19 protein-coding genes and 1 pseudogene are annotated in these 19944 nt (G+C 70.7%); 7 read left to right on the forward strand and 13 right to left on the reverse strand.

All coding sequences use genetic code 11. The features are described 5' to 3' along the window. The 4 genes and pseudogenes from ABIE65_RS18600 to ABIE65_RS18615 form a co-directional block, all read right to left on the reverse strand. Positions 1-432: pseudogene (locus ABIE65_RS18600) on the reverse strand (hypothetical protein); the annotation flags it as partial. Further along, positions 429-1334: a T4 family baseplate hub assembly chaperone gene (locus ABIE65_RS18605; RefSeq protein WP_354079797.1), complete on the reverse strand. Its 906-nt coding sequence runs from the start codon at positions 1332-1334 to the stop codon at positions 429-431. The pseudogene ABIE65_RS18600 and the gene ABIE65_RS18605, both read right to left, overlap by 4 nt. 7 nt (positions 1335-1341) lie before the next feature. Next, positions 1342-1866, reverse strand: coding sequence for a phage tail protein (locus tag ABIE65_RS18610; protein WP_354079798.1), 525 nt, complete (start codon positions 1864-1866; stop codon positions 1342-1344). Between the two features lie 13 nt (positions 1867-1879). After that, positions 1880-3883, reverse strand: a complete 2004-nt coding sequence (locus tag ABIE65_RS18615; protein ID WP_354079800.1) for a phage tail sheath C-terminal domain-containing protein — start codon at positions 3881-3883, stop codon at positions 1880-1882. 433 nt (positions 3884-4316) lie between these two features. Here ABIE65_RS18615 and mce point away from each other — a divergent pair, with 433 nt between their 5' ends. Continuing rightward, positions 4317-4724, forward strand: coding sequence for a methylmalonyl-CoA epimerase (gene mce / locus ABIE65_RS18620; RefSeq protein ID WP_354079801.1), 408 nt, complete (start codon positions 4317-4319; stop codon positions 4722-4724). 33 nt (positions 4725-4757) lie between these two features. On the opposite strand, the gene ABIE65_RS18625 is transcribed toward mce, so the two are convergent. Genes ABIE65_RS18625 through ABIE65_RS18640 form a run of 4 tightly spaced genes read right to left on the reverse strand, consistent with a single transcriptional unit; the run spans position 4758 to position 8876 of the window. Beyond that, positions 4758-5387, reverse strand: coding sequence for an NUDIX hydrolase (locus tag ABIE65_RS18625; RefSeq protein ID WP_354079802.1), 630 nt, complete (start codon positions 5385-5387; stop codon positions 4758-4760). Positions 5388-5396: 9 nt separating this feature from the next. Beyond that, the gene (locus tag ABIE65_RS18630) at positions 5397-6572 is read right to left on the reverse strand and encodes an MFS transporter (protein WP_354079803.1); all 1176 of its coding nucleotides are present in this window, start codon (positions 6570-6572) and stop codon (positions 5397-5399) included. Positions 6573-6615: 43 nt separating this feature from the next. Beyond that, positions 6616-7821, reverse strand: a complete 1206-nt coding sequence (locus ABIE65_RS18635) for a YbfB/YjiJ family MFS transporter (RefSeq protein WP_354079805.1) — start codon at positions 7819-7821, stop codon at positions 6616-6618. 8 nt (positions 7822-7829) lie between these two features. Further along, positions 7830-8876 carry a zinc-dependent alcohol dehydrogenase family protein gene (locus tag ABIE65_RS18640; protein ID WP_354079807.1) on the reverse strand — a complete coding sequence of 349 codons (1047 nt, stop codon included), beginning with the start codon at positions 8874-8876 and terminating at the stop codon, positions 7830-7832. A gap of 158 nt (positions 8877-9034) precedes the next feature. Here ABIE65_RS18640 and ABIE65_RS18645 point away from each other — a divergent pair, with 158 nt between their 5' ends. From ABIE65_RS18645 to ABIE65_RS18665, 5 genes are all read left to right on the forward strand, one after another. Continuing rightward, on the forward strand, positions 9035-10051 hold the full coding sequence (locus tag ABIE65_RS18645; RefSeq protein WP_354079808.1) for a lipid A deacylase LpxR family protein: 1017 nt from the start codon (positions 9035-9037) through the stop codon (positions 10049-10051). 85 nt (positions 10052-10136) lie between these two features. Continuing rightward, positions 10137-10718 (forward strand): YqaA family protein, encoded by a 582-nt coding sequence (locus ABIE65_RS18650; RefSeq protein ID WP_354079809.1) that lies wholly within the window; start codon positions 10137-10139, stop codon positions 10716-10718. A gap of 13 nt (positions 10719-10731) precedes the next feature. Beyond that, entirely contained in the window at positions 10732-11217 is a 486-nt protein-coding gene (locus ABIE65_RS18655) for a disulfide bond formation protein B (protein ID WP_354079810.1), read from the forward strand. Between the two features lie 8 nt (positions 11218-11225). After that, the gene (locus ABIE65_RS18660) at positions 11226-11825 is read left to right on the forward strand and encodes a demethoxyubiquinone hydroxylase family protein (RefSeq protein WP_354079812.1); all 600 of its coding nucleotides are present in this window, start codon (positions 11226-11228) and stop codon (positions 11823-11825) included. Positions 11826-11923: 98 nt separating this feature from the next. Beyond that, positions 11924-13303, forward strand: a complete 1380-nt coding sequence (locus ABIE65_RS18665; protein ID WP_354079813.1) for an MmgE/PrpD family protein — start codon at positions 11924-11926, stop codon at positions 13301-13303. Positions 13304-13386: 83 nt separating this feature from the next. On the opposite strand, the gene ABIE65_RS18670 is transcribed toward ABIE65_RS18665, so the two are convergent. The 5 genes from ABIE65_RS18670 to purE form a co-directional block, all read right to left on the reverse strand. Beyond that, on the reverse strand, positions 13387-14811 hold the full coding sequence (locus ABIE65_RS18670; RefSeq protein ID WP_354079814.1) for a sensor histidine kinase: 1425 nt from the start codon (positions 14809-14811) through the stop codon (positions 13387-13389). Further along, positions 14808-16295: an ATPase domain-containing protein gene (locus ABIE65_RS18675; protein WP_354079815.1), complete on the reverse strand. Its 1488-nt coding sequence runs from the start codon at positions 16293-16295 to the stop codon at positions 14808-14810. Before ABIE65_RS18675 ends, ABIE65_RS18670 begins: the two co-directional genes overlap by 4 nt. A 142-nt stretch (positions 16296-16437) precedes the next feature. Beyond that, positions 16438-17304 carry a flagellar motor stator protein MotA gene (gene motA / locus ABIE65_RS18680; protein ID WP_354079816.1) on the reverse strand — a complete coding sequence of 289 codons (867 nt, stop codon included), beginning with the start codon at positions 17302-17304 and terminating at the stop codon, positions 16438-16440. Positions 17305-17421: 117 nt separating this feature from the next. Then, positions 17422-18516: a 5-(carboxyamino)imidazole ribonucleotide synthase gene (locus ABIE65_RS18685; protein WP_354079817.1), complete on the reverse strand. Its 1095-nt coding sequence runs from the start codon at positions 18514-18516 to the stop codon at positions 17422-17424. Further along, entirely contained in the window at positions 18513-18977 is a 465-nt protein-coding gene (gene purE, locus ABIE65_RS18690) for a 5-(carboxyamino)imidazole ribonucleotide mutase (protein ID WP_354080073.1), read from the reverse strand. Before purE ends, ABIE65_RS18685 begins: the two co-directional genes overlap by 4 nt. Before the next feature lie 208 nt (positions 18978-19185). Here purE and ABIE65_RS18695 point away from each other — a divergent pair, with 208 nt between their 5' ends. Continuing rightward, positions 19186-19893: a GGDEF domain-containing protein gene (locus tag ABIE65_RS18695; protein ID WP_354079819.1), complete on the forward strand. Its 708-nt coding sequence runs from the start codon at positions 19186-19188 to the stop codon at positions 19891-19893. Positions 19894-19944: the final 51 nt, after the last annotated feature.

Here is a 19944-nt window from a genome sequence, read left to right on the forward strand (position 1 = left end):
GGGGGCGCGGGCGTCCCGCCCGCCCGCCCGCACCGCCGGACGCACTGCGGGCGAGACGCCCGCGCCCCCGGCCACCGCGCCCGTCGCCGCGCCCTCGACGGCACGCGGTGTCTCCACATGCACGTGTTCGACGCGAACGGATCGCTCCAGACCCGCAGGCTCGGCCGCCGTGTTCGGGCGCGGCACGACCGGCACCGCCTCCGCCGACCCTCGCACCGGCGTCTCCGCGACCCGCTGCGGCGGGCTCGGCGGCACCGTCTCGCCGGCCGGCTCGGCAGGAGGCAAGGGAGCCGGCGTCTCCTCGACGCCCTCCTCCAGCGCCTCCGGCCCCGCCCACGCGTCGAGCGCAGGCGCCGCCGCCGGCTTGATCGAAGCCGCGACGGGCGCAACGCCGGCGGCGCGGCGGGCGACGTTCAGCAGGAAGTCGCTCATGTCCTGCCCTCCGCCGAGAGATCGCCGAAGATCAGCGACAGGTAGCGCCGCCGCCGCCCGGCCGACAGCGACAGGATCTCCGCCTCGGCCCAGTGATAGTGCCGCGCGATCAGGTGCACCTCGTCGAAGATCGACCGGCCGCGCGCGGCCAGTTCCGCGACGAGAAAGTCCGCCGTGTCGAACAGGATCTCGAACCAGTGGCCGCAGGCGGGGCAGTCGAGCGACAGGCGAATCTCGGCCTGCGGGTCGCGGCGGCTCATCAGCTCCGGCAGCAGCCGCTCCAGCGCCGGCAGCGCCGTGTCGCGCGGTACCGGCACGCCCTGCGCATCTGCGACCGACACCACGCAGCGGTCGAGCAGCGTGCGGGCCGCCGCCGCGGGGTCGGTGCGGGCGAGTGCCGCGACCGCCTCCTGGTCGGCACCCGCCGGCGCACGGTAGGCGACGCGCCAGTCGGCCCCGGCCTGCGCCACCTCCGCCACCGCCGTTTCCCCGACCTGCCCGCCCGCCTGCTCCTGCACCGCCTGCTCCTGCACCGAGGGCACCAGCAGGTCGGCCACCTCGAAGCTCAGGTCCATCGGCTCGCCGCACCCGTCGGCCGGGCAGTTCGCGACGCAGTCGATCCGCGACCCGAACGATACCCGCCGCAGGTGCAGCAGCAGCGCCTCGCGGTCGCCGACGCTGAGGGCGCGGACATCCGCCGGGGACGGGTCGGCGATGTCGCCGATCCGGCCGACGCAGCGCGCCAGCAGCCCGGTGACGCGCGCCGCCTTCGACAGGACCGCCGCCTCCTCCAGGAGGAAGAGTTCGTCGGCGCCGGTGACCGGACGGAGTGCGGCGTCGCCGTGCCGCACGCCGTCCCGCCACAGCCCGTGCGGGAGAGGAACGCTCGACCAGACGGTCATGGCGCGCCTATTCGGGGTTGTTGAAGCTCGGCTCGCTCGGCTCGGTCACCGACAGGTCGCGCTCCCAGCCCTCGTTCTCCAGCTTCAGCGTCTGGATCGCGACGGCGTTGGCATTGGCGTCCATGTCGGGCAGGGCCTGATACTCCGAGACCCAGCAGCGGTAGATCTGGTACGCCAGCACCTTCTGGCCGGCCTCGTTGAACACGTCGAGGATCAGGTCCTTGCGGAAGTCGGCGAGCGAGACCTCGGAACCGCCGCCGGCGCCGAAGTTCCACACCTTATTCGCCCACTGCTCGAAATCGATGTCGTGGGTGACGCCGCGCTCCAGGGTGATCGGCTCGTACTTCGTCCGTCCCGGCGACTTGCGGCCGGTGGACGGGTCGCCGCCCTCGCGGTGCTCGACCACCTCGGTCGAGCGCTTCAGCGAGGAAACCTTGCTGATGCCCGCGATGTAGCGGCCGTCCCATTTCAGGCGGAACTTGAAGTTCTTGTAAGGGTCGAAGCGGCGCGTGTTGACGGTGAACTGGGCCATGATCCCGACCTCCTCACGTCTCGATCTGGCCGGCGATCTGCCGGATCTTGATGATCACGAACTCGGCCGGCTTGAGCGGCGCGAAGCCCACCTCGATGTTGACGATGCCGTTGTTGATGTCGTTCTGCGTCGTCGTCTCGCCGTCGCACTTCACGAAATAGGCGTCGCGCGGGCTGGACCCCTGGAAGGCGCCCTTGCGGAAGAGATCCTGCATGAAGGCGCCCAGGTTCAGCCTGATCTGTGCCCAGAGCGGTTCGTCGTTCGGCTCGAACACCGCCCATTTCGTGCCGCGATAGAGCGACTCCTCGATGAACAGGGTCGTGCGCCGCACCGGGATGTATTTCCAGTCCGACGCGATCAGGTCGGCCCCCTCCAGGGTGCGCGCGCCCCAGCAGATGCTGCTGTAGACCGGGAAGGTGCGCAGGCAGTTCACGCCGACCTGGTTGAGGACGCCGTTCTCCATGTCGGTCAGCAGGTATGCCAGGCTCTGCACGTTGCGCAGCCGCGCATCGGTGCCGGCGGGCGCCTTCCACACCCCGCGCTGCGCGTCGGTGCGGGCCCACAGGCCGGCGATCGTGCCGCACGCGGCGAGGCTGCGCGGCCTGTTCTGGTTGGCCGCGTCGGGAATGAGCGTGCGCGGGAAATACACCGCCGCGTTCGGATGCCGGAGCGATTCGTTGTCGCTGAGCCAGGTCTGCATCTGGTCGAGCGTCGCCACCGTCGCGGGTATGTCGACGATCACCATCGCCCGCCGTTCCTCGCAATAGGCCTCGGCCTGGCTGTAGATCGCCCGCATGTCGCCGGCGTTCGTCATGTCGGCCGCTTCCGGAATGCAGAGGATGTTGAACAGGTCGACATCCTCCAGCGCGAAGATCCCGGTCTTGGCGGCGCGCGTGCCCTGGATGACGCCGGCGGGCAGCGGCAGCGTCCCGTCGGCGCCGCCGACGGCCGGATACTGCTGCACGTTCGGCACCGCGGTGGCGCCGGCCAGCCGCACGCCCGTGGCGCCCGCACCGGCGAAGGTGATGGTCGTGGCGGGGGCGAAAGGCCGTGCCGCCCTGCCCGTCCGTACGACGAAGCGGTGGGGGTTGGCCGCCGTGCCCGCACCCAGGAGCTGGACCGTCGCACCGGCGAGCAGCGGCTTCTGTGCGTCGGGCACCGAGGCGTCGGCCGCCGCCCGGCGGATCGCCTGCTCGACGAAAGCGCGCAGGCCCGCATAGGTCGTCGGCGCCGCGCCGCCATACTGCAGCGCGCCGTTGACGGTGGGCACGCCGGTGACGGTGACGTTGAACGCGGCCAGATCGGCCGGAATGGCCACGGGCGTCGGCAGCGCGCCGCCCAGCGTACCCGTCGCCGCCGGCCGGAACGTGTCGACGAACGGCGCCGGCAGCGCGGTGAGGCCCGCCCGGTCGAGCTGCACCAGCCCGGACCCCTGGTTCACCACCTCGACGGCGTTGTTCGGCGTGTTCGGTGCCATCGTCAGGTTGCGGAAGGTTTCCGTCTGGAGGACCGACGTCCGGTCACCCTCGACGCGCACCTCCGAGACCGTCAGGTTGAAGAGTGCGGCCGGATTGGTCGTGTCGTAGTCGACCTCGACGCGCAGGAAGTTGCCCCATGCGCCCGGATCGGCGGCACTGGCGCCGCGGATCCGGCGGCCGGCGCGCACCCGGACGATCTGATCGCCGGCACCCGCGGGCTGCGATGTCAGCACGACGCTGGCCGCCGCCGCCGCGGTGCCGCCGCCCGATCCGTCGTGCGCGACGCGGATCACGTGCGCTTCGCCGCCGCCGTTCAGGAAGAACTGCTGGATGGCGTAGCTGGCGGGACTGTCGCGGTCGATCCCGCCATAGGCGCGCTCGAAATCCGCCATGCTGAAGATGTGCACGGCCTCGTTCTGCAATCCCTTCGGGAAGTTGCCGACGAAGGCGGCGATGGACGTTGCGACGCCGGTAATCGTGCGCACGCCGCTCGGGATTTCCTCGATGTAAACACCGGGGTAGGTCGGCTTGACAGGCATGGACTCAGTCTCCTCGAAGAGAAAACCCGCCGCAGGAAAAGGACCGATCTGAAAAAAGCCGCCTTGGTGCCCCGCCGCGGATGCGCGAGGAGCTCTTTCCAAGGGTCGGGATTCGGCGCGAGGCCGGCCGATGCCAGACCTTCGATTGCAGGGAGCGGAGCGGTCCACGCCCGGACCGCTGCCCCTTCGTCACGATACGCTCGCTCCCCGCGAGTGGGGTACCGGGTCCTCCGCACGTCATGTGCGTCTCCCGCCGTGCGCGCCGGCTACTAGATCAAGGTTAATCCCCAAATCGTCGCCCGCGCCATTACTTTTTCATGTACCGGGATACTTCACGCGACACGTGTAACGTGGATCACTCCGGGGGCCAGATTGTCGCCGCCGTTCCGTAACGGTAACGTGATCCCCGCCCATGCAGCCGGAGTGCAGCCAGATGAAGATCAAGCGCGTCGAACACATCGCCATCGCCGTCGACGACATGCAGGAGTCCATGCGCATGCTCCAGCACACGCTCGGGCTGGAGATGGAATACGAGGAGCAGATCGGCGCGACGAAGCTCGCCATGTTCCCGGTCGGCGAGACCTATATCGAACTGCTGCAGGCGGCCGGCCCGGAATCCGGTGTCGCGAAGTGGATGAGCGAGAAGGGCCAGAGCCTCTATCACCTCTGCTTCGAGGTCGAGGACATCGACGGCGCCATCGCCGAGCTGAAGGAGAAGGGCGTCAAGCTGATCGACGAGACGCCGCGCAACGGCCACGGCGGCAGCCGCATCGCCTTCCTCAACCCCGAATCGACCGGCAACATCCTGATCGAGCTGGCCGAGCTTCCCGCCGGGCATTGACCCCGGCGGCCCCGACCGCGTTACGGGCGGCGTTCACCGCCAGGCCCACACCGGCTGCTCCAGTTCCGCGACGCGCACCGTCCGCCCGCGCATCGCCGCCTCGCGGAACTGGTAGAGCATGGCGGCGGTCGGCGCGTGCACCTTGTCGCCGCCGATCAGCATGCGCACCACCGGGCGGTCGCTCTCGGCGATCGTGACGAATTCGGGTGAGCCGGGCTGGTCGAGTTCCGCCAGCGTGATGCGGTGGACCGACGCGACCTCCGCCGGGTTCGGCGTCAGCGCCGGCGATATCCCGCCCCAGACGACGATGGGGGTGACCGCATAGCCCGACCGCGTCTGATAGTCGTCGAGCGTCGCGAGCACCTCGGCCGAATCCAGACGCAGGCCGAGTTCCTCGTCGAGTTCGCGCAGCGCCGCCTCGATCTCCGTCTCGCCCTCGTCCTGCCGCCCGCCCGGCAGGGCCCACTGGCCGGAATGGTTGCGCAGCCCGCGCGACCGGCGCGTCAGGAGGAACGACAGGCCCTCCGGCTCGACGGTCACCGTGATCGCGACCGCCGCCGGCTTCAGCGCATGCAGGGGTGGGGCGGCGCGCTCGAACCCCGCGAGCCGCACCGCCAGTTCCGCCCGGATCGCCGCCGCGGCTTCCATATCCATCTCTCTCATCGCCTCAACCTAGCAACCGCGCGACGGCAGGTCAGCCGCCGCCTTTCCCCGAACCGTCAGGTACACCGCCGTGGCGAGCGGCGGCAGTGCGGCCATCGCGAAGCCGGCCGCATAGCTGCCCGTCGCGACCAGGAGGCCGCTGAACACCAACGGCAGGACCAGCGCCGCCGCGTCGCCGAACGCCAGTACGCCGCCCGTCATGCCGCCGACGCGGCCCGGCGGCGCGAGGCGCGCGACCTCGGCGATCAGCACCCCGTGCCAGCTCACCGCCGTACCGCTCAGCATGACGGCGACCGCCATCACCGCGCCGATCGGCCACGCCGCCGACAGGAACGCCGTCAGGAGGGCGGCACCGCACATCAGCACGCCCAGGATCGCCAGCAGGCGGCGCGCCTCGACGAACCGCCCGGCGATCCAGCCCCACATGATGCGGGCGGGCACCGCACCCGCCATCGCCACCGAGAAGACGGTGCCCGCCTCGGCCAGCCCGTAGCCCAGGCCCTCGACGAGGTAGAGCACCAGGAAGGCCGAGAACACCGACTGCAATCCGACGAAGCTGAACGCCGCCATGCCCAGCATCCGCAGGTCCGCCCGGGCCAGCACGTCGCGCACCGTCGTCCTGACGTCGAGCAGCGACAGCGGCTGCGCCGGGTTGCGGTCGTCGTCGTAGCGGGCGCGCAGCGCCTGCATCGGCACGCCGACCGCGAGGCAGATCGCCGCCATCGCCAGCAGGCTGCCCTGCCAGCCGACGACGACCACCAGGAACGGCGCCAGCACCCCCGACAGCATCAAGCCCAGCGGCACGCCGGTCTGCTTGATCGAGAAGACGAGCGGCCCCTGGCGCGGCGTCGCGTAGCGGACGAGCAGGTGCGAACTGGACGGGGTCGAGACCGCGGAGCCCAGTCCCACCGCCAGCGCCCCGACGGCGAACAGCGGCAGCAGCCCGCTGGCCGCCGCCGCCAGCCCCAGGGCCAGCGCCGTCATCCCGACCTGCGTCATCCGGATCGCGCCGTAGCGCAGGATGAAGCCGCTGCAGCCCAGGGTGGTCAGCAGCCCGGCGACCGCCGCCGTGCCGACGAACAGGCCGACGAAGGCCGGGTCGACGCCCAGGTCGCCGACGATGGCGGGCGCGATGATCGGCACCGTCGCCCGGCCCATCGTGGCGCAGGCCTGCTGGAGGAACATCGCCGTCAGGGCGACGATCAGGGCTTTCGATATGGCCGGGCTCCTATGCCGGGTCGTCGCTGGCGGCGTATCGCCCCGGCGACGAGAGGGCCGCCAGGAGCGCACCGGCCGCCAGCGCCGCCGTGCCCAGCACGAACAGAAGCGTATAGGAGTGCGTCGCGGCGAACAGCAGCGAGCAGCCATAGGCACCGCCCGCCTGGGTGACGGCGAAGGCGCTCGTCATCCAGCCCCAGACCTGCCGGTGATGCGCCACGCCGACCCGCTCCAGCACCCACCCCGAGCACAGCGTCGTCGTTCCGGAGATCAGCGCGCCGACGATCAGCGACGACGCCGAAAGCGCCACCGCCGACGTCGACACCAGCGGCAGCGCCACCCCGCCGCCCTTCACCGCCATGGCCAGGATGTAGCTCCGCCCGAATCCGATGCGCTCGGCGAGCAGCCCCATCAGGAACGGCCCGACGGCTGCGCCGAAGCCGAACAGGATCCAGTAGCCGCCGCCCACCTCCAGCCCCTGGCCGAGACCGCGCGCGATATAGTCCACCCAGAACACGGTGTGCGGCACGAAGCCCGCGGCATCGAGGCCGTAGGAGGCGAGCAGCAGCGCCAGCGGCAGCCCGACCCGCGCGCCCGCCGGTGCCTGTCCGGCCGGCGGCGGCACGTCGCGCGGCAGCGCCCGCCACGCGTAGAGCGTCAGCAGCGCGGCGACCAGCGCCAGCGCCAGCCATACGACCGTCAGTCCCTGGCGCGCCAGCATCGGCACGATGGTGCCCGCCGCGGCGATGCCGGTGCCGACGCCGGTGAAGACGATGCCGGTCGTCCGGCCGCGCAGCGCCGGCGGCACCCCGGCCAGCACGGTCGGCGCCGCCAGCACCATGAGGACGCCGCCGGTGACGCCGGCCAGCAGCCGCCAGAACAGGTACCAGCCGAACCCCAGCGGCCAGGCGCAGGCGGCGAGGCTGGCCACCGTCGCCAGCATCGCCCACTGCATGGCGCGCGTGCCGCCCACCGCCATCGCGGCCCGCCGCGCGCCGAGTGCGCCCAGCAGGTAGCCCGCGAGGTTCGCCGCCGCCAGATAGACCGCCTCGGCCGGCGCGAACCACCCCGCGGCGATCAGCGCCGGGATCAGCGGCGTGTAGGCGAAGCGCGCGATGCCGTTGCCGATCAGCGTCGCCGACAAGCCCGCCAGGGCCGCCGGCAGGATGCTGCGGCCGCTCGGTTCGCCTGCAGGGGGCGTCGTAGGGGTCGTCACCGGACCGCTCAGAACAGGAAGACGCCCTTGCCCGTCGTCTGCGTGTCGAAGCGCCGATAGGCCTCGTCGGCCTGGTCCAGGTTCCAGCGATCGGTGAACAGCTTCTCGACCGGTATCTTGCGGTCGGCGACGAAGCGCGCGCACTCGGCCTGGCCGACGTTGGAGAAGGTCCAGGACCCGATCAGCGTGATCTGCCGGCGCAGCAGGTCGGGGCTGACGTCGAGCGTCACCTGCCCACCCTCGCCGACATAGCAGGCCGTCCCCCAGGAGCGCGTGGCGCGCACCGCCGCCGCGCGCGCTTCGGCCGAGGAGGAACAGTCGAGCGTCTTGTGCGCGCCCTCGCCGTGCGTCAGCTCGCGGATCGCCGCCACGGCGTCGTCCTTGCCCGGATCGATCGTCACGTCGGCGCCGAACGCCTTCGCCATCGCCAGCCGCTCGGCCGAGATGTCGAGCGCGATCACGCGCGCGCCCATGGCGACCGCGAGCTGCGTCGCCGACAGGCCGACCGGCCCCTGGCCGAAGATTGCGATCGTCTGGTCGCCGCGCAGGTCGAGCCGCTGCAGCGCGCCATAGGCCGTGCCGGTGCCGCAGGAGATCGCGGCCCCCACCTCGAACGACAGTTCCTCGGGCAGCGGCACCAGCGTCGACACCGCGACCTTCATATAGTCGGCGTGCGCGCCGTGCCCGCCCGAGCCGTAGACGATCGTCCCGTCCAGGCACATCTGCGCCCAGCCGGCGCGGCAGTGCTTGCAGCCGCCGCAGCCTTCGTAATGGTGGTCCATGACGCGGTCGCCGATGCGCGCCTCGCGCTCGGTGACGCCGCTGCCGACCGCCACCACCACGCCGCAGGGCTCGTGCCCGGCGATGATCGGGCCGTCGGCGCGCTTCGCCGTGGCCCCGGCATATCCCCCCGGCGGCGGGCGGTAGTATTTCAGGTCCGTCCCGCACATGCCCGACGCCTTGATCGCCAGCACGACCTCGCGCGGGCCCGGCGTCGGGTCCGGAAAGTCCATGACCTCGACCTGCCGATCACCCTTGAACACGACTCCACGCATGGGGGACCCCTCCTGAACCTCTCGCTCGGGCCAGCATAGCCCAGGCCGGCGGCGCCCCGATACGCACCCCCGCCCGGCCGATCTGCGCGAGGAAATGCCGCGGCCCCGGCTTGCGGCATCCCGCTTGCCGGACGCCCGGCGCCTGCTAGAGTGACCGCATGTGGAGGGGGGATCATCAGCGCAGCTGCCGGCGGCGCGGCACGGCGGCCGTTGCCTGCGCCGTGCTATTGACGGCCTGTGGCCACGCGCCCGGTGGCAAGGTCGGTGGCGAGGTCGGCACCTTCGGCGCCCTGATCGAGAACGACGAGATCGCCGGCACCGACCGCCACTACACCAACGGCGTGCGCTTCTCCTGGACGACTCCGGCCGGCGGCGTACCCGACTGGGCGGACCGGATCGGCAAGGCGCTGCCCGGCGCGGCGCCGGAGGTGCGGGGCGAACTCGCGCTCGGCCAGAGCATCTTCACGCCGCTGAACCGCTTCCGCTCGGATCCGCTGCCGACCGACCGGCCCTATGCCGGCTGGCTCTACGCCTCGGCCGGCGTGCTCGCCGACCATGGCGACGCGCTCGACCGGCTGGAGGTGACGGCAGGCATCGTCGGGCCGTCCTCCCTCGCCGAACAGACGCAGAAGGCGGTGCACGAGCTCACCGGCGCGCGCGTTCCCGAGGGCTGGGACCATCAGCTCAACGACGAGCCTGGACTGATCCTGTCCTACGACCGGGTCTGGCGGAACATCCTGCCTGATGCCATCGGCGGCCTCGACCTCGACCTGGCGCCGCACGCTGGCGTGGCACTCGGCAACGTCCTCACCTACGGTGCCGCCGGCGGCACGATCCGCATCGGACAGGGCCTCGACGTCGACTACGGCCCGCCGCGGGTGCGCCCCGGCGTCGCCGGGAGCGGCTTCGTCGATGCCCGGTCCGGGACCGCGTGGTACGTCTTTCTCGGCGCCGAGGGCCGTGCCGTCGCCCGTAACATCTTCCTCGACGGCAACAGCTTCGAGGACGGGCCCAGCGTCGACCGCAAGACCTTCGTCGCCGACCTTCAGGCCGGCGTCGCGATTGTGATCGACGGCATCCGCATCGCCTACACCCACGTGCTCCGCACGAAGGAGTATGACGATCAGGAGAAAACCGACACCTTCGGTTCGCTTTCGGTCTCGTTCACCTTCTAGCTTCCTCCCGATGCGCATGCCCGGCTCGCTTGCCGCCGGCAGTGCCGGTTGTTACATGGGCCTTCCCTCCGGAGGCTCGTCCCGCGTGCTGCAGAAGCTCTACGACCGCACCATCGCGTTGTCGGCACATCGCCACGCTCTGCTCGCGCTGGCGCTCATTTCCTTCATCGAAAGTTCGGTCTTCCCGATCCCGCCGGACGTCCTGCTCATTCCGATGGTGCTCGCGGCGCGCGACCGGGCCTGGATCATCGCCGGGGTGGCGACGGCGGCGTCGGTCCTCGGCGGCTTCGCCGGCTACGCCATCGGCTCGGTCTTCTTCGAAGGGCTGGGTCGGCCGATCCTCGACTTCTACGGCTACACCGAGAAGTTCCGGGAGTTCGCCGCCCTCTACAACGAGTGGGGCATCTGGATCGTCGGCGGCGCCGGCTTCACGCCCTTCCCCTACAAGGTCATCACGATCGCCAGCGGCGTGACCGGCCTCGACCTGACCGAGTTCGGGATCGCGTCGCTCGTCTCCCGCGGCGCCCGCTTCTTCCTGGTGGCGGCGCTGCTGTGGCAGTTCGGCCCGCCGCTGCGCCGGTTCATCGAGGGCAATCTGGCGCTGCTCACCACGGCCTTCTTCGTTCTGCTGGTCGGCGGTTTCGTGGTCCTGCGCCTCGTCCTCTAGCGGGATGCCATCCATGCTGAACGGTCGCCTCGCCCCGCTCGTCCTGGCCCTCGCCAGCGCGGTCATCCTCGGATCCGCCCTCGCCTCCCAGTATGTCGGCGGCCTCAGCCCCTGCGAGCTCTGCATCTGGCAGCGCTGGCCCTATGTCGCGACCATCGTGCTGGGCCTGGCCGCCGCCGCGGTGAGGCGAGCGGCCCGCCGCGCCCTGCTCGCGCTGGCCGGCCTCGTCTTCCTGGCGGGTGCGGCCGTGGCCGCCTTCCATGTCGGGGTGGAGCAGCACTGGTGGCAGGGGCTGCAATCCTGCGGCGGCAACCTGCCCCAGGCCCGCACGGTCGAGGAGTTGCGCGCCGCCCTCCTGCAGCAGCCCGTCGTGCGCTGCGACGAGATCGCCTGGTCGCTCTTCGGCATCTCGATGGCCGGCTGGAATTTCCTGTTGTCCCTCGGCCTCGCCGCCCTATCGTTCGCCTCGGCGCTTTCGAAGCCGACGGGCGGAAGATGAGCAGCGACATGCCGACAGGCACCATACCGGAGGACGAACCGAAGGGTCCGCGCCGGCCGGCGGTAACCGGCGAGGACAGACTGCCCGGCGACCCGACGCCGCGCCAGACGATCGAGCGGATCCTGCGCGTCGACCATGCCGGCGAATACGGCGCGGTGCGTATCTACGAGGGGCAGATCGCCGTGCTCGGCGAGGGGCGGCACGGCACCGTCCTCCGACACATGGCGGAGCAGGAACGCCGCCACCGCGCGGCCTTCGAGCGCCACATCGTCACGCGCCGGGTCCGCCCGACGGTGCTCCAGCCGATCTGGCACGTCGCCGGCTTCGCGCTCGGCGCCGCCACGGCGCTGATGGGCGAGCGCGCGGCGATGGCCTGCACCGTCGCGGTCGAGGAGGCGATCGACGAGCATTATGCCGATCAGATCGCCCGCCTCGGCGAAGACGAGGCGGACCTCCGCGCCGAGTTGGAAGATTTCCGCCGCGAGGAGCTAGAGCATCGCGACATCGGCCTCGCGCACGAGGCCGAGCAGGCCCCCGGCTACGAACTGCTCTCCGCCGGCATCAAGGCCGGCTCCCGCCTCGCCATCTGGCTGTCCACGCGCTTCTGACGCTTCCTGTCGGGCGTGCGCCCGCGCGGCACGGTCCTCGACCGCGCGCGCGCCCCGTGGCAAAGTCCGTACAACAAGCTGCAGGATCGGAGGAAGCCATGGAAGCCAGACAGGAACAGCAGTCGGCCGTCGAGGCGCCGACCCGTGCCCTCGCCGCGTTCGCCGCATCGCTGCGCTACAAGGACCTGCCCGCGCCCGCCCTCGCGGTGGCGAAGCATTGCATCCTCGACTGGCTGGGCGTCACGCTCGCCGGATCGCACGATCCGCTGGTCGGCATGCTGGTCGAGGAGGTCGAGGACCAGGGCGGCAACGCCCAGGCCGGCATCATCGGCTGGGACCGTCGCGCCAGCATGAGCCAAGCCGCCCTCGTCAACGGTGCGGCCGGCCATGCCCTCGATTTCGATGACGTGCTGCGCGCCTTCATGGGCCATCCGACGGCCCCCGTGCTGCCGGCGCTGCTGGCGCTGGCCGAACGCCGCGGCGCCACCGGCCGCGACATCATCCAGGCCTTCGCCGCCGGCGTCGAGACCGAAGCGCGCATCGGCCGCATGATGACCGAGAGCCACTATGCGCGCGGCTTCCACTCCACCGCGACGCTCGGCACCATCGGCGCCGCGGTGGCCTGCGGCCGCCTGCTCGGCTTCGATGCCGACCGCATGGCGACCGCCATGGGCATCGCTGCCACGCAGTCTGCCGGCCTCAAGTCGATGTTCGGCACCATGTGCAAGCCGCTGCACGCCGGCAAGGCGGCCCAGAACGGCCTGCTCGCCGCCAGCCTCGCGGCGCGCGGCTTCACCAGCCGCGCCGACGTGCTGGAGTGTGTCCAGGGCATCGCCGACACCCAGTCGGACGGGCTCGACGCCGCCGCCGGCCTCGAAGGTCTCGGCGCGACCTGGCACCTGCCGGATGTGCTCTTCAAGTACCACCCTGCCTGCTACGGCACCCACGCGCCGATCGAGGCGTCCCGCAAGGTCGCGGCCAACCCGTCCTTCGACGCCTCCAAGGTCGAGAAGGTCGAGGTCCGCGTCGACCATCGCTGCCTGAAGATGTGCAACATCCCCGCCCCCACCACCGGCCTCGAGGGCAAGTTCAGCCTCCGCTACAATGTGGGGTTGGCGCTCGCCGGCCGTGCGACGGGCGCACTCGGCTCCTACGAGGACGAAGCGACGCAGGTCGCCCCGGTCGTCGCGATGCGCGACAAGGTGAGGGTCGACGGCGTCGACGGTCTCGGCGCCAACGAGGCCGAGGTCATCGTCCATCTGGCCGGCGGCCTGGTGCTGCGCGAGCGCGAGGATGTCGGCATCGCCAAGCGCGACCTGGACGGTCAGTGGGACCGGCTGGTCACGAAGTTCCGGGCGCTGACCGACCCGCTCGTCGGATCGACCGCCGCCCAGGCGACCGTGGCCGCCGTCCAGGGCCTGGAGGGCGCGCCGAGCGTGGCGGCACTGCTCTCGCCCATGGCCGTCATCCGCGACTGACGCGCCCTCTGCCCGGCCGGCCGTCGGCGGCCGGCCGAAGGGTGGATCGCAGGGTCATCGGCGGCCTGACCGGCTACGGCCGTTCAATCCGCCTGCGGCCACGGCAGTTCGATACGGCAGCGCAAACCGTCGGGGTCGTATCGGACCGTGCACCTGCCCTTGAGCTCGAACCGGACCGTCTGCTCGATCAGCAGGCTGCCGAACCCGCGACGCCCGGGCTGCGTCACCGGCGGGCCGCCGTGTTCGCTCCAGACGATCGTGATCTCGCCCGTCCCGTCGTCGGACGTCGCGATCTGCCACGCGAGGTCGATCCGCCCCTCGTCCTGCGACAGTGCCCCGTACTTCACGGCGTTCGTACCCAGTTCGTGAAACAGCAGGCTGAACGCCTGGGCCGTTCGCGGCGAGAGCGCGGCGGCCGGCCCTCCGATGCGGACATGGCCGGAGCCGTCCGCCGGATCGTGCGGCGCCAGGGCTTCGCGCGCCACGGCATCGAGGGTCGTCGTCGTCCAGTTCGCCTTGGTCAGCAGGCCGTGAACGCGCGAAAGCGCCTGCAGCCGGCCGACGAACGCCTCGTTGAACTCCGCGAGGTCGCTGCTGCGTCGTATGGATTGCGTCGCCAGCGAGGTGATCACGGCCAGGATGTTGCGCACGCGGTGGTTCAATTCGGCCAACAGCAGTGCCTGCTGTGCCTCGGCGCGCTTGCGCTCGGTCACATCGGCCACCGCGCCGATCATTCGGAGCGCCCGCCCCTCGTCGCCGCGCACCAGATAGGCGCGGTCGAGCACGTCGGCATAGCCGCCGGTCGTGCGTGCGACGCGGTATTCGTCCTGCCATTGATCGCCGGCTTCGGCGATCGCGTCGGCGCGGGACGCCCGGACCCGATCGCGGTCGTCGGGGTGGATGCAGGCTTGCCACTGCTCCATCCGCGCGAACCCATCGGGCTCGGTCCCGCAGATATGCCCGATCGCCGGGCCGTGGATCAGCCGCCCCGAGGCGATGTCCCACTCCCAAATCGCCTCCCGCGTCGCCAGCGCCGCCAGCCGATAGCGCTCCTGGCCCGCCGCCAGTTCGCGTTCGCGTTCCTCGCGCTCGGCGAGGAACATGCGGATCTCGTATTGGCGGTCGCGGGCCGCGAGGGCGGATCGCACGGCACTCAGCAGGGTCGGGATGCGGAGCGGCCGCTCCAGCAGGACCGGCTTGCCCATGGGCAGGAGTGCCTCGGTCCGCTGCAGCTGTCCCGCCGTCTCGGCGCCGGCGCGCAGCATGACCAGCAGCGGCAGGTCCGACCAGGGCGGCTGCTGGCCCAGCGCGGAGCGCAGGCGTGGAATGCTCCCCTCGTCCAAACGCTCCTCGGCGATCAGCAGCGCCCCGGCGTCGGCTACGGCCGCGCAGGCGTCGGAAACGCTCTCGGCGGAGCGGGTGTCGATTCCGGCCTCGCCCAGGACTCGGCACAAGAGCATGCCGTCGCGCGGACGTCCGCCGAGGACGATGACATCGAGGCCGCTCATGCCGAGTCGCGCGTGATCAGATCGCCGCCTCCGACACCGGTGAGTTCCGGAATGCCGCCGAGGACGCCCCGAAGATCCCTCAGCGGCGCCCCGATCTCGATGCCCCCGGAACTCATCGCGAGTTCGCGCAGGCTGCGGTCGTGCGGCCCGCTGCGGCGCTTGAACACGGAAACCGTCTGCCGGACCTCGCCGCGATACTCGTAGTGGCGCAGCAGTAGGATGTTGTCGGAGAGATAGCTGACGTCCACCGACGCGTGCATCGACGAGAAGAGCCCGTGCTGGCTGAAGACCAGCAGCGACGCCACGCCGCGCTGTCCCGTGTAGCTCAGCAGCTCGTGCAGTTGCAGAACCAGGTTCCGCTCCTGCGCCATCGAGTTCAGGTAACCGGTCAGGCTGTCGATCACCACCACTTCGGCGCCGCGCTTCTCGATCTCGTCGCGGACGTCCGAGGCGAACTGGCCCGGGGTCCGTTCGGTCGGGTCGATCTGTCGGATGGCGATCAGGCCGGCGTCGACCAGCGGTTCCAGGTCCAGTCCGAGCCCAGCCGCCCTGGCGAAGTAGCTGGGCAGACGCTCGTCGAAGAGATAGAGCGCCGCCCGCTCGCCCCGCATCGCCGCCGTATGGGCGCAAAGGGTGGCGATGGAAGATTTTCCGGTTCCGGCCGGCCCGATCAGCAGGGTGCTGCTGCCCCGGTCGAGGCCGCCGCCCAGCATCTGATCGAGCGCTTCGGAGCCGGTATGCATCGTCCCGACCGAGAACGGTCGCCGATACTCCGCCGCCACGAGTCGCGGAAAGACCGACAGCCCGCCCAGCGCGATCGTGTAGTCGTGCCAACCGGTGCGCATCGATACGCCGCGGATCTTGCGTACCCGCAGACGGCGCCGGCTCGGCCCGAAATCGGGCGCGACCTCGTCCAGTTCGATGACGCCGTGCGCCAGGCTCTGGAGTTCGAAGCCGCCGTCGGCATCCCGCGCCGTCGAGCGGTCGTCGAGCAGGAGGACGGAACTGCCGCGCTCGGCGAAGAATTGCTTCAGCCGGATCATCTCGCGGCGATAGCGATGCGCCGACCCCGCGAGCAGGCGAAATTCCGACAGGGAGTCGATCACCACCCGCTCGGGCTGGATGCGGTCGACGCCCTCGAAGATCTCCGACATCATTTCCGGAAGATCGACCTCGGCGGCCTGAAAGACCGTTTGCTCCTCGCGCCGCGCGTTCGCCACGGCGTGCACCTGGATATCAATGCCGTCGAGGGACCAGCCGTGGGACGAGGCCCCCGATCTCAGTTCCTCTTCGGTTTCGGACAGGCTGACGAAGAGGACAGGCTCGCCGGCCGCTCGGCCCGCCAGGAGAAACTGGAGACCTATGGTTGTTTTTCCGGCACCAGGACTGCCTTGCACCATGTATAGACGCTTCTGGGGAAGCCCGCCGCGCAAGACCTCATCCAGCCCGTCGATACCGGTCCTTGCCGGCTCTGGGCTATTCATTTCGACATGACCTCCGCACTGCGCGAATTACCCTGTCGGGTCATCAGGACAGGATTAACGCGCGGTGCGGATATTTGGTTTCAACCGGGTAGGAGCGGCGCCTCGGCGGGCCCCCGGGCGCAGTGCGGCGGAAGGGCTCCGCTCAGAGCACCTTGACCTGTCCCATCGCCGTCTCGATGTCGGCGAAGCTCGGCATCACGCCGCTCGGAAGGGCCTTCCGGCCGGTCTCGACGCTGATCTGCGGCGCCTGGTTGTGCAGGTGGGCGACGAGGACCGACTTGATGGTCTGGTAGAACATCGCCTCTTCCTGGTAGACCCCGTTCAGTCGCGCGGCGATCGGGCCGACGATGCCGTAGGCGAGGAACACGCCCAGGAAGGTGCCGACGAGGGCGCCGCCGATCATCGCCCCCAGCACCGACGGCGGCTCGTTGATCGAGCCCATCGTCTTGATGATGCCCAACACCGCCGCGACGATGCCCAGCGCCGGCAGGGCGTCGGCCATGCCCTGGAAGGCGTGGGCGACGTGCATGTTCTCCTCGTGAACCTTCTCGAGTTCCGCCTCCAGGATCGCCTCGACCTGATGCGGGTCGTTCTGGTTCATCGTCATCATCCGCATGTAGTCGCAGATCAGCGACACGGCCAACTTGTCGGCCAGGATGCGGGGATAGGCCTGGAAGGCCGCGCTCTCGGCCGGCCGCTCGATATGCCCTTCGACCGCGCTCGGCCCCTTGGCGCGCGCCAGCTTGACCAGCGAGAACAGCAGGCAGAGCAGGTCCTGATAGTCCTGCTTCTTGAACTTCGAGCCGGAGACGACCTTCTTGAGGTCCTTCAGGGCGTGCTTGATCGTGTGGCCGTCGTTCGAGATGAGGAACGCCGCGACCGCTGCTCCGCCGATCATCCCCAGTTCGAACGGTGCGGCATGGATGATGGGCTCCATGCTGCCGCCGTGGAGGATGAAGATCCCGAACACGCAGACCGGGAGCAGAATGAAACCGACGATCGCGAGCATGGCGGATCTTTGCAGCCGGATAAGGGATGCCGCTCAGTGCGGGCCGCCCTTATCCACCGGAATTGGTTTACTTCCCGCTAATGCCGCACGCTTCGGTTTCGCCGCATCGGGCCGATGCTATTGCGGCCGCGGGAGCCGCAGCCGCGTCACGTGCCCCATCTTCCGGCCCGCCCGCACCTCGGCCTTGCCGTAGAGATGCAGCTTCGCCGCGGGGTCCCGCAGCAGGTCGTGCCAACCCGCCACGTCGTCGCCGATCAGGTTGGTCATCACCGCATCGCACAGCCGCGCCGGCGAGCCCAGCGGCAGCCCGCATACCGCGCGCACGAACTGCTCGAACTGGCTGGTGACGCAGGCGTCGATGGTCCAGTGGCCGGAATTGTGCGGCCGCGGCGCGATCTCGTTGACCAGCACCCGCCCGTCGCGGGTGACGAACATCTCGACCGCCAGCAGCCCGATCAGGCCGAGCGCCTCGGCGATCCGCCGGGCGATCGTCTCCGCGTCCGCGGCCGTCGCCTCCGGCAGCGGCGCCGGCGCCACGGTCTCGTCCAGGATGTGGTTGCGGTGGCGGTTCAGCACCGGGACATAGGCGGCCGTCTCGCCCGTCGGGCCGCGGGCCACGATCACCGAGACCTCGCAGTCGAAATCGACGAAGGCCTCGAGGATTCCCGCCTCGGCGCCCATCCGCCGCCACGCCTCGTCGGCGTCCATGCCAGGGCCGACGCGCACCTGGCCCTTGCCGTCATAGCCGAGCCGCGTGCTCTTCAGCACGCCGCCGCCGCCGAATTCGTCCAGCGCCCGGGCCAGTTCCGCCGGCCCCGCGACCGCGCTGTAGTCGGCCGTGCCGATGCCCAGCCCGCGCACGAAATCCTTCTCGACCACGCGATCCTGGCTGACGCGCAGCGCCTCCCAGCCCGGCCGCACCGGGACATGCTCGGCGAGGAGCCGCACCGATTCGAACGGCACGTTCTCGAATTCGAACGTGACCACGTCGACGGCGCGCGCGAAGCGCTCCAGCGCGGCGAGATCGTCGTAGCGGGCGCGAGTCGCCGTCGCGCTGACGTGCGCCGCCGGCATGTCCTCGTCGGGTGCGTAGACGTGACAGCGATAGCCCAGCGCCGCCGCTGCCGTCGCCGTCATCCGGCCGAGCTGACCGGCGCCCAGGATCCCGATCGTCGATCCCGGCGCGATCACGCGCGGGTCGCCGCCGCTCAAGGCTGGTCCACCGGTACTTCGGCGACGGCTGCCGTCCGCTCGGCGCGCCAGCGGTCGAGTGCCGCAGCGACGACGGGATCGCCCAGCGCCACGACCGACGCCGCCAGCAGCCCGGCGTTCACCGCCCCCGCCTCGCCGATGGCCAGGGTCCCCACGGGGACGCCCGCCGGCATCTGGACGATCGAGAGCAGGCTGTCGAGGCCGCTCAGGGCCCGGCTCTGCACGGGAACGCCGAAGACCGGCAGCGCCGTCATGGCGGCCACCATGCCCGGCAGGTGCGCCGCGCCGCCGGCGCCGGCGACGATCACCTTCAGGCCCCGCTCGCGGGCGCTCTTGGCGTAGGCGACGAGCCGATCGGGCGTGCGGTGGGCGGATACGATCCGCGTTTCGTAGGCGACCCCGAGGTCGTCCAGCGTCTCGGCGGCCCGGCGCATCGTGCCCCAATCCGACTGGCTGCCCATGATGATCCCGACGACGGCCACCTTTGGCCCACCCCTGGTTTATCGGTCCGGAAGCCGGGGAATATATGAGCCCCGGCCCCGTGCACAAGCGCAACCGCGCCCGCCCGGCCGGCGCGGCCGTTTACGCAGCGTTAACCCTGGGGCCGCTATCGCTTTACGCAGGAACGGAAGAGCGCTGTCTCAGGCTCTGCAGGGTGGGGATCCGGCCATGAAGATTGCTGCCAGTCTCGTCGATGCGCCAAGCGGAACGGCCGTCCACCGCCTCTCCCCGGAACCGCCCCCCGAACGATCGCCCGACCTCACCAACGTCACGCCCTTCCTCGGCATCCCGCAGAACGAACTGACGCCGCGCGTGCGCGCCGCCATCGGTGCCCTGGTCGAGGAAGTGCATCGGCTGCGCCACGAACTCGACGAGGTACAGGCCCAGGCCGCCGAGCTGCGGCGCCTATCCGACGAGGATCCGCTGCTGCCGGTGGTCAATCGCCGCGCCTTCGTGCGTGAGCTCGCCCGCGCGATGGCCGCCGCCGCCCGCTACCGCCAGCCGGGCAGCGTCCTCTATCTCGACGTCAACAATCTCAAGCACATCAACGACTCGCACGGCCATGCCGCCGGCGATGCCGTCCTCGCCGTGGTCGCCGACGTGCTGACCCGGAACGTGCGCAAGTCGGACGTGGTCGGGCGGCTCGGCGGCGACGAGTTCGGCATCGTGCTGACGCGCGCCGACATGGCCGTCGCCCATGTGAAGATGCAGACGCTGTCGGCGGCCATCGGCTCGACCGCCGCCCGCTGGCAGGGCACGGACATCCCGGTCTCCGTCGCGGCCGGCTGCTACACGTTCCACGGGCTGGAAGGCTTGGCCGAGACGCTCGCCGCCGCCGACCGCGCCATGTACAGCACGAAGCGAAACGGGAGCTGAAGCAGCTCCCGTCGCGATCGATCCACCGTCGGTCCGCCTATCGGGCGGCCG

It is taken from the genome of Constrictibacter sp. MBR-5 (assembly GCF_040549485.1).
Taxonomy (GTDB): Bacteria; Pseudomonadota; Alphaproteobacteria; order JAJUGE01; family JAJUGE01; genus Constrictibacter.